Source organism: Kribbella sp. NPDC058245, assembly GCF_042882005.1.
Lineage (GTDB): Bacteria > Actinomycetota > Actinomycetes > Propionibacteriales > Kribbellaceae > Kribbella.
In genome coordinates, this window is sequence record NZ_JBHVWY010000010.1 from 1 (window position 1) to 20,867 (window position 20,867).

The 20,867-nt window shown below is 67.8% G+C and carries 18 protein-coding genes; 8 read left to right on the forward strand and 10 right to left on the reverse strand.

The genetic code is table 11. The features are described from left to right. The first annotated feature begins 33 nt into the window (after positions 1-33). Entirely contained in the window at positions 34-681 is a 648-nt protein-coding gene (locus ACFVWG_RS22970; RefSeq protein WP_391545730.1) for an HNH endonuclease signature motif containing protein, read from the forward strand. Between the two features lie 454 nt (positions 682-1,135). Here ACFVWG_RS22970 and ACFVWG_RS22975 read toward each other — a convergent pair whose 3' ends face one another. Continuing rightward, positions 1,136-1,783, reverse strand: coding sequence for an isochorismatase family protein (locus ACFVWG_RS22975; protein WP_391545409.1), 648 nt, complete (start codon positions 1,781-1,783; stop codon positions 1,136-1,138). A gap of 72 nt (positions 1,784-1,855) precedes the next feature. On the opposite strand from ACFVWG_RS22975, the gene holA reads away from it, so the two are divergent. Continuing rightward, entirely contained in the window at positions 1,856-2,839 is a 984-nt protein-coding gene (holA, locus tag ACFVWG_RS22980) for a DNA polymerase III subunit delta (protein ID WP_391545410.1), read from the forward strand. A 187-nt stretch (positions 2,840-3,026) separates the two neighbouring features. On the opposite strand, the gene rpsT is transcribed toward holA, so the two are convergent. Beyond that, the gene (gene rpsT, locus ACFVWG_RS22985) at positions 3,027-3,287 is read right to left on the reverse strand and encodes a 30S ribosomal protein S20 (protein ID WP_391545411.1); all 261 of its coding nucleotides are present in this window, start codon (positions 3,285-3,287) and stop codon (positions 3,027-3,029) included. Between the two features lie 178 nt (positions 3,288-3,465). On the opposite strand from rpsT, the gene ACFVWG_RS22990 reads away from it, so the two are divergent. After that, entirely contained in the window at positions 3,466-3,897 is a 432-nt protein-coding gene (locus ACFVWG_RS22990) for a nitroreductase/quinone reductase family protein (RefSeq protein WP_391545412.1), read from the forward strand. Here the strand turns inward: ACFVWG_RS22990 and ACFVWG_RS22995 are convergent. Then, the gene (locus ACFVWG_RS22995; RefSeq protein ID WP_391545413.1) at positions 3,894-4,343 is read right to left on the reverse strand and encodes an SRPBCC family protein; all 450 of its coding nucleotides are present in this window, start codon (positions 4,341-4,343) and stop codon (positions 3,894-3,896) included. The genes ACFVWG_RS22990 and ACFVWG_RS22995 overlap by 4 nt on opposite strands. Before the next feature lie 141 nt (positions 4,344-4,484). Between ACFVWG_RS22995 and ACFVWG_RS23000 the strand changes: the two genes are divergently transcribed. Continuing rightward, complete coding sequence (locus ACFVWG_RS23000) at positions 4,485-7,484, forward strand: S8 family serine peptidase (protein ID WP_391545414.1); 3,000 nt, start codon at positions 4,485-4,487, stop codon at positions 7,482-7,484. A gap of 56 nt (positions 7,485-7,540) precedes the next feature. On the opposite strand, the gene ACFVWG_RS23005 is transcribed toward ACFVWG_RS23000, so the two are convergent. The 3 genes from ACFVWG_RS23005 to ACFVWG_RS23015 form a co-directional block, all read right to left on the reverse strand. Continuing rightward, positions 7,541-8,701 carry a hypothetical protein gene (locus ACFVWG_RS23005; RefSeq protein ID WP_391545415.1) on the reverse strand — a complete coding sequence of 387 codons (1,161 nt, stop codon included), beginning with the start codon at positions 8,699-8,701 and terminating at the stop codon, positions 7,541-7,543. Next, positions 8,698-9,192, reverse strand: coding sequence for an RNA polymerase sigma factor (locus ACFVWG_RS23010; protein WP_391545416.1), 495 nt, complete (start codon positions 9,190-9,192; stop codon positions 8,698-8,700). The genes ACFVWG_RS23005 and ACFVWG_RS23010 overlap by 4 nt, the downstream gene beginning before the upstream one ends. A gap of 78 nt (positions 9,193-9,270) precedes the next feature. Continuing rightward, complete coding sequence (locus tag ACFVWG_RS23015) at positions 9,271-10,134, reverse strand: hypothetical protein (protein WP_391545417.1); 864 nt, start codon at positions 10,132-10,134, stop codon at positions 9,271-9,273. A gap of 160 nt (positions 10,135-10,294) precedes the next feature. Here ACFVWG_RS23015 and lepA point away from each other — a divergent pair, with 160 nt between their 5' ends. The 4 genes from lepA (at position 10,295) to ACFVWG_RS23035 (ending at position 15,189) form a co-directional block, all read left to right on the forward strand. After that, the gene (gene lepA, locus ACFVWG_RS23020; RefSeq protein WP_391545418.1) at positions 10,295-12,181 is read left to right on the forward strand and encodes a translation elongation factor 4; all 1,887 of its coding nucleotides are present in this window, start codon (positions 10,295-10,297) and stop codon (positions 12,179-12,181) included. Next, on the forward strand, positions 12,182-13,090 hold the full coding sequence (locus ACFVWG_RS23025) for an aminoglycoside phosphotransferase family protein (RefSeq protein ID WP_391545419.1): 909 nt from the start codon (positions 12,182-12,184) through the stop codon (positions 13,088-13,090). Positions 13,091-13,151: 61 nt separating this feature from the next. Continuing rightward, the gene (locus tag ACFVWG_RS23030) at positions 13,152-14,522 is read left to right on the forward strand and encodes an MFS transporter (protein WP_391545420.1); all 1,371 of its coding nucleotides are present in this window, start codon (positions 13,152-13,154) and stop codon (positions 14,520-14,522) included. A gap of 40 nt (positions 14,523-14,562) precedes the next feature. Beyond that, positions 14,563-15,189 (forward strand): MOSC domain-containing protein, encoded by a 627-nt coding sequence (locus ACFVWG_RS23035; RefSeq protein ID WP_391545421.1) that lies wholly within the window; start codon positions 14,563-14,565, stop codon positions 15,187-15,189. 121 nt (positions 15,190-15,310) lie between these two features. On the opposite strand, the gene ACFVWG_RS23040 is transcribed toward ACFVWG_RS23035, so the two are convergent. The 4 genes from ACFVWG_RS23040 to kduI are packed head-to-tail and all read right to left on the reverse strand — an operon-like array spanning position 15,311 to position 20,743. Beyond that, positions 15,311-18,325, reverse strand: coding sequence for a carbohydrate-binding protein (locus ACFVWG_RS23040; RefSeq protein ID WP_391545422.1), 3,015 nt, complete (start codon positions 18,323-18,325; stop codon positions 15,311-15,313). A gap of 53 nt (positions 18,326-18,378) precedes the next feature. Further along, positions 18,379-19,128 (reverse strand): IclR family transcriptional regulator, encoded by a 750-nt coding sequence (locus ACFVWG_RS23045; RefSeq protein WP_391545423.1) that lies wholly within the window; start codon positions 19,126-19,128, stop codon positions 18,379-18,381. Positions 19,129-19,148: 20 nt separating this feature from the next. After that, entirely contained in the window at positions 19,149-19,910 is a 762-nt protein-coding gene (locus ACFVWG_RS23050; protein ID WP_391545424.1) for an SDR family oxidoreductase, read from the reverse strand. Further along, positions 19,907-20,743, reverse strand: coding sequence for a 5-dehydro-4-deoxy-D-glucuronate isomerase (gene kduI, locus ACFVWG_RS23055; RefSeq protein ID WP_391545425.1), 837 nt, complete (start codon positions 20,741-20,743; stop codon positions 19,907-19,909). Before kduI ends, ACFVWG_RS23050 begins: the two co-directional genes overlap by 4 nt. Positions 20,744-20,867: the final 124 nt, after the last annotated feature.

Below are 20,867 nucleotides of genomic sequence, written 5' to 3' on the forward strand. Positions count from 1 at the left end.
CATGCCTTGAATACCCGGGATCGTGGTTGTGTCGTGTGTGGCGCTCCACCGGTCATGTGCGATGCGCACCACCTCATCTCGTGGATCGACGGCGGCATCACAGCCGTCAGCAACCTCGTCCTGCTCTGCCGTGTCCACCATGTCGACCTGCACGCCGGCAAGTGGGTCGTCACCATCACCAACGGCCAGGTCCGCGTCGCTAAACCAACATGGGCTGAGCCGCCGTCGCGCCGACGTCGACTACCTGCAGGGTCCTCACCCGAGTCGTCATTCGCCGCCGCGCCTGCCGATGCTGCGGCCTGTGCATCTGGCGCCAATGAGTTCCGCACAGGCGGTTTCGGCACCGATCAGCTCAGCACCGATCAGCTCAGGACGGGTCAGTCCAGCATGCATCAGTCCAGCGTGAATCAGCCTGGCGTGGATGAGCGTGGAGTGAATGGATTGGCTGCGGCTGAGTTCGGCGGGAGCGGGTGGGTCCGGACTGGGAGCGGCGAGAGTCGTGAAGTCGAAGGCTCGTTGCTGGCGGCAACGGATCTTCGTGCGGCCACCCGCGCTGTCTGGGGAGAAGACTCGTCGCCCGAACCGTCCAGTCGCCCCACGCGGTTGAGCGAGGGGGGTGACTTCGATCCATGGGGTGAGGCGGATCAGGGGCCTGCATCGCCGCCGTGCGCGCCCCGGTGACCCGACGCTGGGGACGCCGCAGCCTGCCTGCCAAAGACCGGCCTGCGGGCGAACGCCCTAGGTAGGAAGCGAGCAGGCGGGTTGGGCGTGGTGCGCGCTGGCTGCCAATTGCGTCACCGTCAACGTGACAGTCGGCCTTCCGCTCCTCCCGCTGCTCGTCACCCCACTGCTCGACGGTGTGCGATGCCGCTCGGGCCTTGGTAATCGGGCTGCTGGGCGGGGTGGGGTCTGCCAGGATTGGGGGTGGGTAAGCGACGGTATGTGGCGCGTGGTGTGCCTGGCGGGTACCGGATTTGGGACAACAAGGTCAAGCGCTGGTGGGGGAATCAGTATGACTTCTGTCCGGACGCCCTCTTGGCCGAGCTCAACTCCACGAAGGATCCCGACCGACTCACCAGCCTTCAGAACGACCAGCGGTCCCAGAGGCGCTAGCGGTTGCGTGGGGTGGTGCAGGTCAACTCGCGAAGGTGACGGCAGTGGCCGGGTGGGTGATGTCGGGTTGGTCGCCGAGGGACCAGGCGGCGACGCGGGAGACCGTGTGGGCGGGGATCGAGTCGCTCACGCCGGGTACGGCGGGAACGCCATACGTGCCGTGGGCGTCGTGAGGGAGGACTACGCGGTAGCCGCGAGCGAGCGCCGTACGGGCGGTGGCGTGGACGCACATCTCGGACATGACGCCGGCGATGGCGAGTGAGCGGACGCCGGCGGCGATCAGGACCTCGCCGAGTGGGGTGGCGTCGAAGCCGTCGTCGCGGGGTTTGCGGATCACGTGTTCGCGCGGACCGGGCTTGACCGGGAGGTAGAGCTCCCAGCCAGGTCCGCCGACCTCGTCGTCAGCTCCAGGTGGGCCGTCGTTCTGCAGGTGTACGACGACAGCGCCGGCTGCCCGCGCGCGGTCGAGGAGGTCGGTTGCGCGGTCGAGTAGTCGCTCAGCACCCGGTACGGCGTCGCTCCCGGACACGAAGGCGGTCTGCAGATCCACGAGGATCAGCGCGTCGACAGGGCGCGGGTGGTCGGCGGGGGAGGTGCTGACAGGGCTGGGCGCCGGGAGGTCCGCGGTGGGCGCGGGGCCAGGGCGGTCTGTGGTGCGCGGGTCGGGCATGGGGCCATCTTTGCGGGTGGGGAGCGGGGGCTCCAGGGAGTTTCTGTCGTTGCGGCATGGGATGCTGGGGGTGTGGCTGCTCGTAGGGGTTCTGCGCCGAAGTTGGGCGATGTGCTGCTGGTGACCGGGTCCGAGGGATTTCTGGCGGATCGGGCGGTGCGGTCGGCGATCGCGGCGGTGCGGAAGGAGAGCGCCGAGGTTGAGACGACGGAGCTTGACGCGTCGCTGCTGGATGTCGGCGAGTTCGCTGAGCTGACCGGGCCTTCGCTGTTCGCGACCGAGCGGGTGCTGGTGTTGCGCGCCCTGGAGAACCTGTCGGCCGAGATGGCTCCGCGCGTGATCGAGTACGCCGGTGCGCCGGCTGAGGACGTGCTGGTCGTGCTCGTGCATTCGGGCGGGCAGAAGGGCAAGGGCGTTCTCGACAAGCTGCGGAAGGCGTCGGTCACCGAGGTGGTGGCGACGGCACCGAAGGCGTGGGAGCTGCCGCAGTTCGTGTCCGGGGAGATCCGGCTGCACGGCGGGAGCATCGACGAGCGGGCCGCGACGGCGTTGGTGGACGCGGTCGGGCATGATCTGCGGGCGCTGGCCGGGGCCTGTGCGCAGTTGGTGTCGGACTCCGAGGGGCAGGCCGTGACCGCCGAGTTGATCGGGCGGTACTTCGGTGGCCGGGCGGAGGTCACGAGTTTCGCCGTCGCGGACGCGGCGATCCAGGGGCGGACCGAGCCGGCGCTGGAGCAGTTGCGGTGGGCGCTGGACTGCGGAGTGGCCGCGGTGCTCGTGACGAGCGCGATGGCGGGCGGGCTGCGCGGGCTGGCGAAGTTCTCGAGCGCGCCGAGCGGGATGCGCGAAGCGGACCTGGCCCGGGAGGTCGGCGTACCGCCGTGGAAGTTGAAGTCGCTCCGGCAGCAGTCCCGGGGCTGGACACCGGGTGGGCTGGCGACCGCGATCAAGGCGGTGGCGCAGGCCGATGCCGACGTGAAGGGTGCCTCCGGCGATGCCGGCTACGCCCTGGAGCGGATGGTCATCACGGTCAGCCGCGCCCACGGCCGCCGCTGACGAGCCAGCGAGCGACTCACAACCAGCGAACGACCGGGCAGCGCTCAACCGAACGACCGGGCAGCGCTCAACCGGGCAGCGCTCAACCGAACGACCGGGCAGCGTCTAACCGGGCAGCGTCTAACCGTGAGAGGGCACGCAAAAACGATCGGCCGGTCCGGAAGACTGGCCGATCGTCAGGCGCGAATCAGAGCGAGGCGGCCTTCTTGAAGATGGCCGACTTGCGGTTGGCAGCCTGGTTGGCGTGGATGACGCCCTTGCTGGCAGCCTTGTCGAGCAGCCGACCGGCGACCTGAGCGGTCTCGGACGCCTTGGCGGTGTCGCCGGCCTCAGCGGCCTCCCGGAAGCGGCGCACGGCCGTCTTGAGGGTCGACTTCACCGACTTGTTGCGAAGTCGCGCAGCCTCGTTCTGACGGTTGCGCTTGATCTGGGACTTGATGTTCGCCACGTGAGCAGAGCCTCGATCAGGAGTATGCGGTCAATACAGGAAAGGTGTCGCGCGTACGGCTGTGTAGCACCCGTGAGTGCGCGAAGAGCCAGATTACCAACAAGCCCGCCCGGTCACCAAACCGGCCGCTGTCGCGACTACGTTGGGTGGTCAGTCATGCGCGACGATCGGAGCAGCTGTGCCCAGTGATTTCGCTTTGAAGGCCATGAACACGGTTCACCGTGCTGTTCTCAAGCTCAGTGCGGGCAAGGCTGGCTGGCGGGCGTCGGACATGCCGGTGCTGGAGCTCACGACGATCGGGCGCAGGTCCGGTGAACCGCGGTCCGTGATGCTGACTTCGCCGTACCAGGAAGGCTCGACGCTTGTCGTCGTGGCCTCCCGCGGCGGTGACGACAAGCACCCGGCGTGGTTCCTCAACCTCCGCGACAACCCGGCGGTGGAGGTCAGCTACCAGGGCGGGCCCGCGCAGTCCATGCACGCCAGGGCCGCCACTGCGTCGGAGCGGGAGCGGCTGTGGCCACTGGTCGTCGCCGACCACAAGAACTACGCCGGCTATCAGACCAAGACGACGCGCGAGATCCCGCTCGTGCTGCTGGAAGCCACGGACTAGCGCTCGGCGGCTGCCTTCAGGCGGTCGAGGGTGATCCGCATGTTGCGCCGGTTGATGTCGGCGCGGTCGCCGAAGACGGCCTTCATCGGTGTCGCGACGAGGACCGGGCGGCGGTCGGTCCAGGACTCGGCGACCGTGCAGCCGTCCGCGGTGGGCGTGAACTCGTAGGACCACAGCGCCACCTGGAGCGGGCCGAAGAAGATCTCGAAAGTGAACCGGCGGCCCGGATCGGCCTCGACGACCCGGCCCTGGGTCAGCCAGCGGGCCGTACCGACCCGGTTGCGGCCGATGAAACGAGCGCCGACGGCCGGTCCCGGCGTACCGGAATTCCACGTCACGCCGGTACATTCCGGGCTCCACTCGCCCATCCGGGGTAGATCGCTCACCAATGTATATAAGGCGTCAGCGGGCGCTGCGACCGTGATGGTCTCGGTCAGATCCGGCATCGGGTTTTCCCTTGCGGTGCGATGACATGGTCGTGGCGAGCGTGACACCGCTCCGGGTACGACGGCATACTCGGGGCCCCGTGACGCTGCTCACCACCAGCGCCGGATCAACAGCGAGCCCTCACCGTCCTGGAGGACCCCTTGTCCCGCCGTACCCCGATCATTCTGGTCAGCGCGCTCGCCGCGTCGCTGGCCGGGCTGCCGCTGGTTCATGCCCAGGCAGCCGAGACCCCGGCCCTGCCGGACCCGCTGGTCAAGGAGTCGGTCACCGGCTCGTACGTCGTCCAGCTCGACGACGCCCCTGTGGCCGAGTACGACGGTGACATCGCCGGTCTGCCCGCCACTCGCGTCGCGGCCGGCGGCAAGCTGGTCACGACCGCCGCACCCGTCACGAGCTACGTCCAGCACCTGACGCGTGAGCGCGACCAGGTCCTCAACGCCGTACCGGACGCCAAGAAGCTGTACGACTACAACTACACGTACTCCGGCTTCTCCGCGGAGATGTCGTACAACGACGCCGTGAAGCTGGCGAAGTCGTCCGGCGTGAAGAGCGTCGAGCCGAGCGAGCTGCAGCACCAGGACACCGTCGACACCCCGCGCTACCTCGGTCTGTCCGGTAAGGGTGGCGCGTGGGACCAGGTCGGTGGCGTCGACAAGGCCGGCGACGGCGTGATCATCGGCGTCATCGACGGTGGTTTCGTCCCGGAGCGGCCGAGCTTCGCGCCGATCAAGACCACGAAGGCGTCGGACGCGCTGATCGCGAAGAAGTGGAAGGGCACCTGCCAGGCCGGGGAGGAGGCCCCGCTCGTCACCTGCAACAACAAGGTGATCGGTGCGCGGTACTTCAACAAGGGCATCGGTACCCGCCCGATCCCGGAGGAGTTCACGTCGCCGCGCGACTACGGCGGCCACGGCACGCACACGGCCAGCACCGCCGGCGGTAACTACGGCGTCGAGATGTCCGTGATGGGCCGCGACTACGGCAAGGGTTCCGGGATGGCGCCGCACGCCCGGCTCGCGATCTACAAGGCGCTCTGGGCGGTCGACGCGACCGGTGGCGGTTCCGGCACCGACGCGGACATCATCGCGGCGATCGACACCGCGGTCGCCGATGGCGTGGACGTGATCAACTACTCGATCTCCGGCTCCGGTTCGACGTACGTGAACGCGACCGGTCTGGCCTTCCTGCGCGCCGCGAAGGCGGGCGTGTTCGTCTCCGTCAGCGCCGGTAACACCGGCCCGGGTGCGGCCACGGTCGGCAAGACCTATCCGTGGGTGACGACCGTTGCCAACGGCACCCATGACCGCGACATCCAGACCACTGTCACGCTTGGCGACGGCAGCAAGTACACCGGCGCCGGTATCGGCGCGGGCGTGGCGAGCTCCCCGGTGATCCTGGCCAAGGACGCCGGCCTCGCCGGTGCGAACCCGACCAACCTGGTGCTCTGCCAGGCCGGCACGCTCGACCCGGCCAAGGTGACCGGCAAGATCGTGGTCTGTGACCGTGGCGTCAACGCGCGCGTCGACAAGAGCGCCCAGGTGAAGGCGGCCGGCGGTGTCGGCATGATCCTGCTGAACATCGCTCCCGGCACGCTGGACTCCGACCTGCACACGGTCCCGACCGTCCACCTGGACGACAAGGCCACCCCGGCGGTCAAGGCCTACGTCAGCGGTACGGCGAACCCGACCGCGACGATCAGCGCTGGTACGCCGGTCAAGGTCAACGCACCGAAGGTCGCAGCCTCCTCCAGCCGTGGTCCGTCCCCGGCCGGTAACGGCGACCTGCTCAAGCCGGACATGATGGCGCCGGGCACCAACGTGCTGGCCGCGACAACCGCGTTCAGCGCGAACGGTGGCGAGTACGCCTTTATGAGCGGTACGTCGATGTCGACCCCGCACGTCTCCGGTATCGCGGCCGTCCTGAAGAGCAAGCACCCGGACTGGTCGCCGATGGCGATCAAGTCCGCGCTCGCGACCACGGCCACCGACAAGGACACCGTTGGCGAGCCGATCAAGAACGACTCCGGTACGCCGGCCACCCCGTTCGGGTACGGCGCCGGCATGGTCCAGCCGAAGAAGGCGATGGACCCGGGCCTGGTCTACGACTCGACCTACACCGACTGGGCCAAGTTCGTCTGTGGCTCCGGTGAGGTGGCCGCCACGCACGAGCTGTGCGCGGGCGGCAAGATCGACCCGAGCGACCTGAACTACCCGACCATCGCGGTCGGCGACCTGGCCGGTAAGCAGACCATCACGCGCACCGTGAAGAGCGTCAGCAAGCTGCCCGAGGTCTACTTCCCGAAGGTCGAGGGCGCGACCGGGCTCAAGGTGACGGTGTCGCCGAAGCTCCTGATCATGCTCCCGGGCAAGAGTGCGACGTACAAGGTCACTATCGAGAACGCGGGCGCGCCGCTGGAGCAGTACTCGTTCGGCACGCTGACGTGGAAGTCTGGCCAAACAAATAGATACGGCCATAGCGTCTCGAGCACGTTGGCGGTCAAGCCGCTGACGGTGAAGGCGCCGGTGCAGGTCAAGGGCACTGGCGTGAGCGGTTCGGTGCAGGTGCCGATCACGGCCGGCTACACCGGCACGCTGCAGTCGACCTCGGTCGGCCTGACCGCGGCCACGGTCTCCGAGGCGGTCATCAAGAAGGCCGGCGGCGTCTCGTTCCCGACCACCAACCCGCAGCCGAACGACCACGTCGCCAAGATCACGGTGAACATCCCGGCCGGCACGAAGTACGCCCGGTTCTCGACGTTCGACGCGGACTATCCGGCAGCCACGGACGTCGACCTCTACGTCTACAAGTCCGGTACGACGGCTGTGCTCGCGAACTCCGGTGGTGGTTCCGCTGAGGAGGAGGCGAACCTGGTTGCTCCGGCGGCCGGCTCGTACGACGTGTACATCGACTTCTTCGCCGGAGCCGACAACCAGACCGTGAAGCTCAACCAGTGGGCGCTCACCACGGCCGAGACCAACCTGACGGTCACCCCGGCCTCCCAGGCGGTCACCACCGCGGCCCAGGCCACGGTCACGGCCACCTGGACCGGCCTGACAGCTGGAACCCGCTACCTGGGCCAGCTCAACTTCACCGATGGCGGAGCAGGCTCCGGCTCCACGGTGCTGCGTGTAGACAGCTAGAACAAACAAACGAAGGGCGGTCCCACCATCACGGTGGGACCGCCCTTTTCGTAGATTCAGCCGCGCACGATGCTCAGCTGGTTGGGGTACTTCTCCGTCCGAAGCAGCGTGCACTTACCGGTGGTGACATCGCACCGATACATCCGCACGGGTCCGAACCCCCGGGCCTGTTTCCCCATCGTGGTGACCAGTGCGTGCGTCGCGTCCTCGAACGCGCCGGGCGGCAAGGTCTCCATCGGGTCCGGTAGGTCGAGCTTGGTGGTCCTGCCGCTCGCGATGTCGACGGCCAGGTTGCCGGAGAGGTAGATCATGGTGCGGCCATCGGTCGAGAGCATCGGCTGGGAGCCCATCTTGCCGCGCTCGCAGTACTTCCGCAGGACGTCGAAGTTGGTGCCGCGGAACACCCCGGCTTCCAGGCAGCCGTTGCCGCCTGCTCCGGCCGCGACCACGTCGCCTGTCGTGGCGATGGTTCCGCCAACGAAGCCGGGCATGGACACCAGCTGGAACTGCTTGTCCCCGGGTTGAGCCGCGAACAACTCGTACTTGCCGGAGATGTCCGAGAAGGTGAAGATCCCACGGCTGCTCCAGCCGCCCAGGACGGAGACCTTCCGTGGCAGCGGGATACTGCCGACCTCGGATCCGGAGGCGAGGTCGATGATCGCGACCCGTCCCTGCTCGTCACCCCGGAACTTGTCGACGACCATCGCCACCTGCCGGCGGTCCGGCGACAGGGTCGGCGCGGAGCTCAGATCCGGGCCCAGGAAACGAGTGGTTCCGTCCGGCCGCAGGATCACGACCCGGAGGCCTTTGTCGGTGAAGCTCTCGCCGAGCCAGCCGCCGTCGACCCGGGCGCGGATCGTGACGTTCTTCGGGATCCGGACCTTCTGGGCTCCGTCGTACAGGGTGGACGTCTCGTCGCCGAGGACGTCGCCGTAGCGGCTGTCCTTGACGACCTCCACCTCGGTGAAGATGTACGGGAGCTTCGGCGCGGCGTGAGCGGCTGGGGTCGCGGCGGGGGTGGGTTTGTCGTCGGCGTTCGTGAGGAGGGTGGCGGTGACAGCCAGTACGGCGACCACTGCGGCGGCGGCTCCGAGGGCCGGCCAGAGGGGGCGGCGGCGGGTGGTTTCGGCGAGGAGGCCGGGGCCCTGCTCGTTGGCGGGGATGGAGCCGGCTTTGGTGTCGAGGTAGTCGCGGAGGCGCTCTTCGGTGTTGTTCATCGGAGTTCCTTCAAGCGGTCGGTCAGCGTCGCGAGGCCGCGGGTGGCGCTCGAGCGGGCGCTGGACTCGCCGATGCCCAGAAGTTGGGCGATCTCGGCGAACGGGAGATCGAGGTAGAAGCGGAGCACCAGAACCTCGCGAGTCCGGGTGGGCAGGGCCTGCAGTGCCCGTTGCACCTGGAGACGCTCTTCGCCGAGTACGACGTCACTCTCGGCGGAGGCGTTGGGGGCCTGGTGGGGTGGGATGTAGAGGCGCGCGACCCGGCGGCGGCGCAGGACCGAGCGACTACGGTTCAGTACCGCGGTGCGCAGGTAGCCGAGCGCTGCCCCCGGCTCTTTGAGCGGCCAGTGCCGATACAGGTTGGTGAAAGCCTCCTGTACGACGTCCTCTGCCGCCTGCCGGTCGTCCATCACCAGCACGGCCAGGCGCAGAAGCCCCGCCCAGTGCTGCTGATAGAGCGCCGACACGGCGCTCTGCGCCTCGTCACGCATCAGCGCCCTCCGGGGGCCGCTGAGACTCACCATTTGATTCGTCACACCCCCACAGACGCCCGTCGCCCGAAAACGCTGCTACCCGAGCCGCTCCCGCACCCAATCCAGGTGGACGAGCGCCTGCTCCCGCTGCCACGCCCGGATGGTCGGCAGACCCGGCGGGGCCTCCTGGGCCGCTCCCCACCACTGGCCGCCGGCGATGGCGGCCAGGAACCCGGTGATCGCGGGGTCGTCCGGTAGCGCGGGCAACCGGACCGGACTGTCCCGCATGTCGGCCTGCAGGATCACAGTGTCGGTCCAGCGAGGGCCAAGGCCCGGGTGCGCCCAGTCGATGAAGACCACTCGGTCGTCGGTCAGGATGATGTTGTCGGCACGCAGGTCGTAGTGGGCCAGCGCCTTGCCGTCGGCCATTACCCGCAGGGTGTCGTGGGCCATCGCCGCGAGCTCCTCGACCCGTCCCTCCAGCCAGTCGGGTACGGCGAGTCCGTCCGTCAGCACCTGGTCCCAGCGGCTCAGGAACTCACGGCTCCGGACGGCGACCACAGGTGCCTCCGGCCACGGCGACGGGTCCAATGCCTCAGTCAGCTCGGCCAGAGCGTCCAGGACGCGGTCCACCTCGGGCTGCACCCAGGGATGGGACGGGAGCCAGCCGGAGATGTCCTCGAAGAGCAGTCCGACCCAGTCGCCGTCGTCGTACACGTCGAGCAGGCGTGGCGCCGACGCGAGCGGGCCGATGGCCTCAACGGCCACGATCTCCTGCCGGAACAACGACGGCGTCTTGGGATTGAGCGCCGTACCGACGGTCTTGACGAAGGCGCGGCGGCCGGAGGCGGTGACGAGGCGGGCGGCGACGCCGGGGGAGAAGCCGCCCTGCTGGGTGGTGGCAGAGACCACGGTGGATCCGAGCGCACGGGAGACCCAGGCCCGCACCGCGGCGGGCACCTTTTCGAACGGTAAGCGGACTCCCGCAGCGTGTGCCATGGGTCACCACGGTAGGGGCCACGGGTCCCGGCTGCGGCCATTTTTCAAATCCGCTGGCTCCGCATGGGATGATTGACCAGTTGTGCAGGTAGCACCACCCGAGACGAACTGGATCCCCTCCGTGCCCGCTGGCTCCACGAATGTGCCGCAGCCGGGTCGTACCGACCCGACGCTGATCCGGAACTTCTGCATCATCGCCCACATCGACCACGGCAAGTCCACGCTGGCCGACCGGATGCTGCAGATCACCGGCGTGGTCGACGGCCGCGCGATGCGGGCCCAGTACCTGGACCGGATGGACATCGAGCGTGAGCGTGGCATCACGATCAAGTCGCAGGCGGTCCGGCTCCCGTTCGCCCCGAAACCGGACACTCCGGGTGGCCTGCTGGCTCCGGACGGTACGACGTACATCCTGAACATGATCGACACCCCCGGTCACGTCGACTTCACCTATGAGGTGTCGCGGTCGCTGGAGGCGTGTGAGGGTGCCGTGCTGCTGGTCGACGCGGCGCAGGGCATCGAGGCGCAGACGCTGGCCAACCTGTACCTCGCGCTGAACGCCGACCTGAACATCATCCCGGTGCTGAACAAGATCGACCTGCCGGGCGCGATGCCGGAGAAGTACGCGGCCGAGCTGGCGCACATCATCGGCTGCCGGCCCGACGAGGTCCTGCGAGTCTCGGCGAAGACCGGCGTCGGTGTCGAGGAGCTGCTGAGCGAGATCGTCGCGCAGGTCGAGCCGCCGAAGGGCGTCAAGGACGCGCCGCCGCGGGCCTTGATCTTCGACTCGGTCTACGACACCTACCGCGGCGTGGTCACCTACGTCCGGGTGGTCGACGGCGAGCTGACCCACCGCGACAAGATCAAGATGATGTCGTCCGGTGCGGTGCACGAGATGCTCGAGGTCGGTGTCATCTCACCCGAGCCGGTCAAGTCGGGCAGCATCAGCGTCGGCGAGGTCGGCTACCTGATCACCGGGGTGAAGGACGTTCGCCAGTCCCGCGTCGGTGACACCGTCACGGCCGCCATCCGCGGCGCGACCGAGGCGCTCGGCGGCTACAAGCACCCGCAGCCGATGGTGTACTCCGGGCTGTTCCCGATCGACGGTGACGACTACCCGACGCTGCGTGACGCCCTCGAGCGGCTGCAGCTCAACGATGCGGCGTTGAGCTACGAGCCGGAGAGTTCGGGCGCGCTCGGCTTCGGGTTCCGCTGCGGCTTCCTCGGCCTGCTGCACATGGAGATCGTCCGGGAGCGGCTCGAGCGCGAGTTCGACCTGGACCTGATCTCGACCGCGCCGAACGTCGTCTACCGGGTCGACATGGAGGACGGCAAAGAGCACATCGTCACCAACCCGAGCGAGTTCCCCGAAGGCAAGATCGGCGACATCTTCGAGCCGATGGTGCGGGCGACGATCCTGAGCCCGAAGGACTTCATCGGCACGATCATGGACCTGTGCCAGACCAAGCGGGGCAGCCTGCTCGGGATGGAGTACCTGTCGGAGGACCGCGTCGAGCTGCGCTACACGCTGCCGCTGGCCGAGATCATCTTCGACTTCTTCGACCAGCTGAAGTCGAAGACCAAGGGCTATGCGTCGCTGGACTACGAGCCGACCGGCGAGCAGGCGGCCAACCTGGTCAAGGTCGACATCCTGCTGCAGGGCGAGACGGTGGACGCGTTCTCGGCGATCGTGCACCGCGACAACGCCTACGCGTACGGCGTCTCGCTGGCCGGCAAGCTCAAGGAGCTGATCCCGCGGCAGCAGTTCGAGGTGCCGATCCAGGCCGCGATCGGGTCCCGGATCATCGCCCGCGAGTCGATCCGAGCGATCCGCAAGGACGTCCTCGCGAAGTGCTACGGCGGCGACATCACCCGGAAGCGCAAGCTGCTCGAGAAGCAGAAGGAGGGCAAGAAGCGGATGAAGATGGTGGGCCGGGTCGAGGTCCCGCAGGAAGCCTTCATCGCAGCCCTCAAGACGAACGAGCCGGCGGAGAAGGCCAAGAAGTAGGTGCCCGCTATCGACATTCCGGCCGGTCTGCAGGTCGTTGCCTCGCGTGGGCAGGACTGGGCGGACTGGCTGGATCGGTTGCCGCGGTTGACCCGCGACCTGCTCGACGAGTGGGGACTGCGGGTCGACGGCGCGTCGGCGCACGGCGAGTGCGCGCTGGTTGTTCCGGTCCGCACCGGCGACGGACAGAGCGCCGTACTGAAGGTTCAGTTCCCGCATTGGGAAGCTGAGACCGAGCATCTCGCGCTGCGCGACTGGGCTGGGAACGGTGCGGTCCAGCTGCTGCGGGCGGATCCGCGGCGGTTCGCCTTGCTGCTGGAGCGGTTGGAGCCGCGCGACCTCACCTCGCTGCCGGTTCTCGATGCGTGCGAGCTCGTCGGTACGACGTACCAGCGGCTGCACGTGGTCGCCGGACCGCAGTACCGGACGTTGTCGGGGGAGCTGAAGCGCTGGCTGGAGCGGTTCCGCCAACTGCCCGCGTCGGCTCCGGTCCCCCACCGGTACGTCGAGCAGGCGATCTCACTGTCCGAGGATTTCGTCTCGGACCCGGCCACCGACGGTCGCTTGATCCACACCGACCTGCACTACGAGAACGTGCTGGCCGCCACCCGGGAGCCTTGGCTGGTGATCGACCCCAAGCCGCTGTCCGGTGACCCGCACTTCGAGGTCGCACCGCTGGTCTGGAACCGCTGGGAAGAGATCACCGGCGACCTCCGCTTCGCCGTACAGCAGCGCTTCTACACCGCGGTCGACGCGGCCGGCTTCGACGAGGAGCGCGCCCGCAACTGGGTGATCGTCCGCCAGATGCTCAACGTCCTCTGGGCCCTGGAGAGCGCAACCTCCGACGAGACCCTCCCGCAGGACTGGGTGACCCGCAACATCGCCATCGTGAAAGCCATCCAGGACTGAGTCCTGTGAGGTGGCGCACGGTTCCTTCAAGTTAGTAGTAACCACCTACTAGCTTGAAAGCATGTCGCCGATGAGGGCCTCGCGGGCTCTGGCCCCGGTGGTGGTGTGCATCAGCCTTGTGGTTGCGGTCGGGGGAAGCCTCGGCTCGCCGCTGATCACTGCGGTCGCCACCCAGTACGGCGTATCGCTGGCGGCCGCGCAGTGGACATTGACGATCTCCTTGCTGGCTGGTGCGGTGGCAACGCCGGTGCTGGGGCGACTCGGCTCCGGGCCGCGGCGGCGCGGCGTCGTACTGGTGACTCTTGGCGTCGTGCTGACGGGCAGTGTGCTGACGGTGCTTCCGCTGCCGTTCGCGTTCCTGCTGGCCGGTCGCGCCGCTCAGGGGGCCGGGCTGGGGCTGACTGCGCTGATGATGGCGACCGCTCGTGATCATCTCGATGAGCAGCACGCCGCGCGCACGATCGCCACGCTCTCGATCGCGTCGACCGTCGGTGTCGGAGTCGGCTATCCATTGTCCGGCCTCCTCGCCGATCTGGGTGGTATCCGGGCCGCCTTCGCTCTCGGCCTTGTTCTCACCGCGGCCGCCCTCGTTGCAGCCGTGATCGTCCTTCCGCCAGCACCGCCACGAACTGCCAGCCGCGTCGATATCCCCGGCGTACTCCTGCTCACGGTGGCGCTGATCGCGCTGCTCCTCGTCATCAGCCAGACTGCGCTCTGGCACGATCACACCGCGCTCGCCGTGGCGATCCTGGTGTTCTCGCTGGTCATGTTCGCCGTGTGGACGATCGTCGAACTGCGCACCGACAAACCACTGGTCGACGTACGGCTCCTGCGGCATCCCGCCATCGCCGTCGCCAACCTGGTGATGCTGACCGGTGGCGTCGGCATGTATCTCCTGCTCAGCCTGATCAACCGCTATGTCCAGACGCCGGCCGCCGCCGGTTACGGCTTCGGGCTGAACACCTTCCAGGCCGGACTCGTGCTGGTCCCGTTCTCGGTCCTTGGGTTCGCCGCCGGGCGGGTGATGCCCCACCTGCGGAGCCGCTTCGGCGCGCGATCGTTGCTCGCGGCAAGCACCGCGGTCGTCCTCGCGGCCTTCGTACTCTTCGCGCTCGCCCGCGGTCACCTCGTCGAGCCGGTACTCGCGATGAGCATCCTCGGTATCGGCGTCGGCTCGTTCTCCGCCGCGATGCCGGCCGTCATCCTGGCCGCGACCCCGGCGGCCGAGACCGCGAGCGCGATGGGCGTCAACCAGGTCGTCCGCAGCGTCGGCTTCTCGATGGGCAGTGCGCTCGGCGGGCTCATCCTCGCTGCCCACACCACCGCCGTCTTCCCCAGCGAAGGCGGGTACGGCGCTGCCGCCTGGACCGGGGCGGTCACCACGACGATAACCCTGATCATCGTCGCCGTGCTGTACCCGAAGCGCACCTAAAGCACTGGTCCCAGCCCGGCGATCGGAGGAGGATGCGGGTATGCGCGTGCTGACGGTGAATGTGGTCGAGGAACTGATCCCGGGTCCGAAAGAGATGGGGCTGACCGCGATCGACAAGCGTCCACAGGCCGGTCGGGTGCCGGTCGGCGTACTCGGGCTTGCGGGCGACCAGGTGTGCGACACGAAGAACCACGGCGGCCCGGATCAGGCGCTCTACGCGTACGCCGAGGAGGACGCGGCGTGGTGGGCCGGAGAGCTGGATCGCGACATTCCCACCGGTCTGTTCGGGGAGAACCTGCGGACCGAGGGTCTCGACGTGAACGGCGCTCTGCTCGGTGAGGTCTGGCGGATCGGTGCTGAGGTCGAGGTCATGGTGCGCTCACCACGAGTCCCGTGCATCACCTTCCAGCACCGGATGGAGATCCCGCGCTGGGTCAAGCGCTTCCACGCCGAAGGCCGCCCGGGCGCCTACCTGAAGGTCCTGAAGACCGGCACCATCGCCGCCGGCGACCGGATCGAGATCCTCAGCCGTCCGGACCACGAGGTGACCGTGGCCGACATGTTCGCCGGCCAGGACTCCGCCAAGATGCAGCGCATGCTCGCCACCGACGTCGACCTGGTGGACGAGATCCGCAGCATCGCCCACCGCATCGCCGCCCGCCCCTAACGTCCGAAGGTCCGGAGACGGGCTCTCCGGTTCTTCGGACGTTAGGGGGATGGTGTGGTTAACGTCCGAAAGGCCGGAGACGGGCCCTCCGGTCCTTCGGACGTTAGCGCGACGGCCGGGGTCAGGAGGTGGTGAGGTTGTCTACGTTGGGGCCGCCGTTGGCGGTGGTGGCGACGGCTTTGATCTTGTTGCTTCCGGCAACCAGGTTGACGGTGAGGGTTTTGGTTTGCCAGGTGGTCCAGTCGCCGGTTCCGGCGAACGCGAGTCCGGGGGAGACCGTCGTACCGTTGACTGACACGTCCATCGGCCGGTTCGCCGTCGTACCGTTGGCGTAGCGCAGTTCGATCGTGGCCGGGCCGGCTGTAGCCGCGTTGACTGTCCACTCGACTGCACTGCCGACCGCGTTGTCGTAGTTCACGAAACCGCGTCCGGTGAAGCCCTCGTGGTTCGACTCGACCACACCGGCGGTGATAGTCGCGTCCTCGGCCTCATAGGTGACAGGCTGCGGGTCCGTGGGACCGCCGCCGTTGCCCGGGATGGTCTGCGTGGCCGTGTTCCACCCGGTGATCCGCACCGATGGCGAGGCACCCTTCAGGTCCGCAGTCCGGTACGTCGCCCGCAGTACCGTCGTCTCGCCCGGCCACAGCGATACCGCGTTGTCGTTCCACTGAACCGGCAGCACCGGCTTGCCACCAGCCACCACATGCGCGTCGAGGTAGAACGCTGGAGTCTTCGCGGAGGAGGTGTTCTTCAGCGTGACCGTGGTGATGGTGTTCTCGCCAGAGGTCGTCGTCGAGGCGTTGGCCGAGACCGGCGCCTGGGTCAGAGTCGACAGACCCTTCAAATCGGCGTAGCTGGTCGTCGGCGTGTAGTACCAGTCGGTGCTGTTCCAGTCGAGGGTGTCCGCCTTGGTGGACAGCCAGTAGACGTTCCGGCTCACCTCGGTACCCGACGAGTTCGTCAGCACGAGCTTCGCCAGGTACGTCGTCGACAGGCCGCTCACCGCCGGGATCGTCAACGCCGTCGCCTTGCCACCGTCACCGGGAACTGTCACGGCCGCCGACTGGGAGAACTTCTCGGTCCCGTCGATGTTGTAGAGCTTGACCGATGCCGTCAGCCCCGACGCGGCCGCATGGTTTTGGTTGATGACGGCAACGGACTTCGTGTCGTAGGAGTACTGGATGTGCAGCGGCTCGTTCGCCTTCTTGGCGCCGTAGTACGCGCCGTTCTGATCGAGATAGGCGTCGAAGAGCTGCCAGTGCAGGGATGTCCAGCCACTGTTGAGCATCCAGTAGATCAACCCGGTCGACGGATTCGACGAGTCGGTGAAGTTGCGGTTGTGCGACTCGAACTCGGCGCGCACATTCTCGTACGCCGCGAGCTGCGCCTTCTTCACGTAGTCGTTCAGGTCCACCGGAGCGCCGTACCGGCCGGTGATCGCATTGCCGAACAGCTTCAGGTTGCCGAACGTCGACGACTCGGAGCGGTGGTACTGGTTGGCCGCAGGGTTCTTCCAGAGCACGTCGAGCTCGGCCGGGGTCAGCATCCGGTTCAGGGTGTCGAGAGTCGGGATGTCAGGTCCGGCCGACGTCTCGGAGTTGAAGCTCCACGCGCCGCCGGAGTCGCTGTGCGCCTTGTCGTACCAGTAGTTCGGCGGGATCCAGTCGTACGGCCCGTTCATCTTCATGCCGGACGTGCCGAGCTGCGGGGACGACTTCGCCGAGGCCGCCGAAATGATGGGAGTCTGCCAGTCGGCCGCGGTCAACGCGTCGAGGTAGCCCTTCTCCTTGTCCGCGGTCGGCGCGAAGTCACTGCCGATCAGGAAGGTGAAGACACTCGGATGGTTGCGCAGCCGCTCCGCCTCGCCGGTCATCGACCGCTTGGCGACCTCCTTGTCCTCCGCGCTCCACGAAGTGCTTTCCCACTTGTCGCAGCATTCCCAACCGGGCATGGTCAGGACGCCGAGCTGGTCGGCCAGATCGAAGAACTCGTCGTTCTCGATGTGCCCTTCCAGGCGAACCGTGTTGAGGCCCAGATCCTTGACATACTTGAGCTTGTCGGCCGCAGCGGTCGCATCCCATCGCAGGAACAGGTCCGGCGAATAGCCGCCACCCTTGACCAGGAACGGCCGCCCGTTGATCGAGTACGCTCGGCCGCCGCTGCTGTTCAGTGGCGCCTTCACATCCCGTACGCCGAACTTGGCCGTCGTACTGTCGGACGCCGTACCGCCGATCGACGCGGTCAGATCGATCGCATAGAGCGGTTGCCCGCCCATCCCGGCCGGCCACCAGACGTTCGGGTTGTCCAACCCGATGGTGGCGAACGTGACGGTCTTCTTCTCCTTGGCAGCCAGCGAAACAGACTGACTGACCGGTACGCCGGCCACCGTGCCGCTGACCGTGGTCGTGACAGCGGCCGCGGAGTCGTTGCGGACGTCAACCTTCGGCGTCAGGTCCACGTGGTTGAGGGACGGAACCGTCAGCTTGGTGACGACGTGCGCGCCGCGTAAGGCGACGGCACCACTTCGTCGTACCAGGACGTCCCGGACGATGCCCATGTTCTGGTCCGGCGGGGTCTGCGCCCAGTCGATCCAGCCCATCGTGAGGTCGCGCTTCGGGTCGTTCGGGTAGACCTTGAGCGCGATCGTGTTGCTGCCGGCATGCACCTGCGAGGTGATGTCGAGATCGTTGCGGGTGTAGGCGCCGACGACCTGGTTCTTGTCGGCGACGCGGACACCGTTCACCCAGACGTCGGCGCGGGACAGCACGCCGCTGAAGTCGAGGTAGGTGCGCTGACCGGTGTCGGCGAGCTGCAGCTCCGAGCGGTACCACCACGGGACGGTGAACTGGGCCTTGTCGACGTTCTTCATGTTCGTCGAGAAGAACGGATCCGGGTACTTGTTGTTCTGCAGGAGGCCGGCGTACACGGTCGACCGGGACGAGACCGGCAGCCAGCCCGAGGTCGGGAAGCCGGGTTTGGTGACGGCGGAGTCGTCGGAGACCTGCGCGGAGGTCTGTAACAGGAAGCCAGGGATGGGACTGACCGAGGCAGCAGCCGCAGCGACACTGGTGGTCGGTGGAACAAGGCATCCGACGACCAGTGCACCTGCGAGCAACCAGCGGAGAGGAGATTTCATGGGCGATCCTCTGCACGAATGGTTAGGAAGGTTTCCTAACTATAGGCGCACCGCTACGGCTCCCGATAGCCCAGCGCAGCGGAGATCTTGCGGGCCGCCTCGGTCGCCGCGGGGGCCATCAGCGCCACCTGAGCGATCGATTGTTCCAGGGACAACGTGGAAATGCTGACCGCGGCGATCGCCAGCGCGGTGTGGTCGTGGATGACGGCGGCCACGCAGCGAATGCCCGGCTCGTTCTCTTCGTCGTCCAGCGCGTAGCCGCGAGCGCGGACCTGAGCCAGATCGGCCTTCAGGCCGGCGGCAGTGGTGTGAGTCAGGGGAGTGCGCGCGGGCAGGCCGGTCCGGGTGATGTGCGCGTCGAGCGCGTCGTCGTCCTTCTCGGCCAGCAGCGCCTTGCCGATCCCCGTGCAGTGCAGCCAGAACGCTTTGCCGACCCGGGACGGCATCCGGTACGGCTTGGGGCCGTCCAGGCGGGCGACGTAGATCGCCTCGTCGCCGTTGAGCAGGCCGACGTGCACAGTGCAGCGCGTCTGAGCGACCAGGTCCGCGAGCACTGGGCGGGCGACGGTGGCCAGGTCGACATTCGTCAGGGCATGTCCGGCGAGCCGAAGTGCCTTCGGGCCTGGGTGGTACGAACCGTCGTCGGCCTGCGCGACGAACTCGTGCTCCACCAGCGACGCCATGATCCGGTGCACGGTCGACTTGGCCAGACCGGTCGCGTTCACCACGTCGGTGAACCGCGAGTGTTCCAGCACGGCGTCCAACACCATCAGCGTCTTGTCGATGGCCGAGGGCGAACTCATGTCGGACATCCTGCCACTCCTTATCTCGCCAGCCAGCCACCGTCGACCGCGAGGATATGGCCGTTGATGTAGTCCGCCGCCGCGGAGGCCAGGAAGACCGCCGCACCGACGAGGTCATCCGGCCGCCCCCAGCGACCGGCCGGGATGCGGGACCGGATCGCGGTCTCGCGTTCCGGATCGGCCCGCAGGTCGGTGGTGTTGTCGGTACTGATGTACCCCGGGGCGATCGCGTTCACCTGAACGCCGGCCGCCCCCCACTCGTTGGCCAGCGCCCGGGTCAGTCCCGCGACCGCGTGCTTGCTGGCAGTGTAGGCCGGAACCGTGATCCCGCCCTGGAAGCTCAGCAGGGACGCGATCGTGACGATCTTCCCGGCCCCCCGCTCGATCATCGCGGCCCCGATCGGCCGGGTCACCGCCCAGGTCGAGTTGAGGTTCACATCGAGCACGTGCCGCCAGTCCGCCGTACTGGTCCGTGCTGCCGGGCTGCGGCGGATCGTGCCGGCGTTGTTGACCAGGATGTCGATCCGCCGGGTCTTGGCCAGCTCGATCGCGGCGGCCTCGACGGCGTCCGGATCGGCGAAGTCGGCGGTCACGATGGTCGCCTCGCCACCGCCGTTCTGCTTGATCGCCTCCAGCGTGTCCTCGAGTGCGGCGTCGCGGGCGAACAGGATCAGCTCAGCGCCGGCCGCGGCGTACCCGGCCGCGATGGCTGCGCCGATACCGCGCCGGGCGCCCGTGACGAGCGCCGTACGGCCTTTGAGGCTGAACGCCCCTGCTGTCACCGGAGGTCCCGGACGTCGACACCGTCCATGTCACCGAAGGCCTGGTTCTCGCCCGCCATCGCCCAGACGAAGCTGTACGACGACGTGCCGACGCCGGAGTGGATCGACCAGCTCGGGGAGATGATCGCCTGGCGGTCGGCCACGAGCAGGTGCCGGGTCTCCTCGGGCTCACCCAGCAGATGCACGATCCGCTCGGTCTCCGGAAGGCCGAAGTACAAATAGCACTCGGTACGACGGTCATGGGTGTGCGCGGGCATGGTGTTCCAGGTGCTGCCGGCGTGCAGCGTGGTCACGCCGAGCACGACCTGGCAGCTGCGGACGCCGTCGGCGTGGATGTACTGGTCGATGGTCCGGCGGTTCGCGGTCTGCTGGTCGCCGAGCTCGAGCCGGTTGCCCTCGCCGGGGTTGACCAGCGTCGTCGGGAACTCGGTGTGCGCGGCGGCGGAGAAGATGTAGAACGCCGACTCGGGGCCCTCGAAGACCACCTCGCGGGTGCCGCGGCCGACGTACAGGCAGGCACCGGTGGCGAGCTCGTACTTGGTGCCGTCGGCGGTGATCGTGCCCGGGCCGCCGACGTTGACGATGCCGGCCTCGCGGCGCTCGAGGAAGTACTCGCTGCGCAGCTCGGGCCACGTGCCGAGCGTCAGCGGGCCGCTCGCGGGCACGGCGCCGGCCAGCACGATCCGGTCGTGGTGGGTGAGCACCGCGGTGACCGTGTCCGGCGTGAAGAGGTCGTCGACCAGGTACTGCGCGCGCAGGCCGGCGGTGTCGAGTCCGGGCACCTGGGCGGGGTGGGTGGCGTGGCGGATCTGGAGTGGCGACTGTGCATTCACGGAACTAGGTTCTATCTCACAGAACCTCCTGTCAAACCCCTGCTGGGCTCTGTTGCGGCGTGGAACTCGGGCCGATTTTGTTCCGGGTTCCGTCTCTTGACACGGTGTTCTGTTCGATGGAACC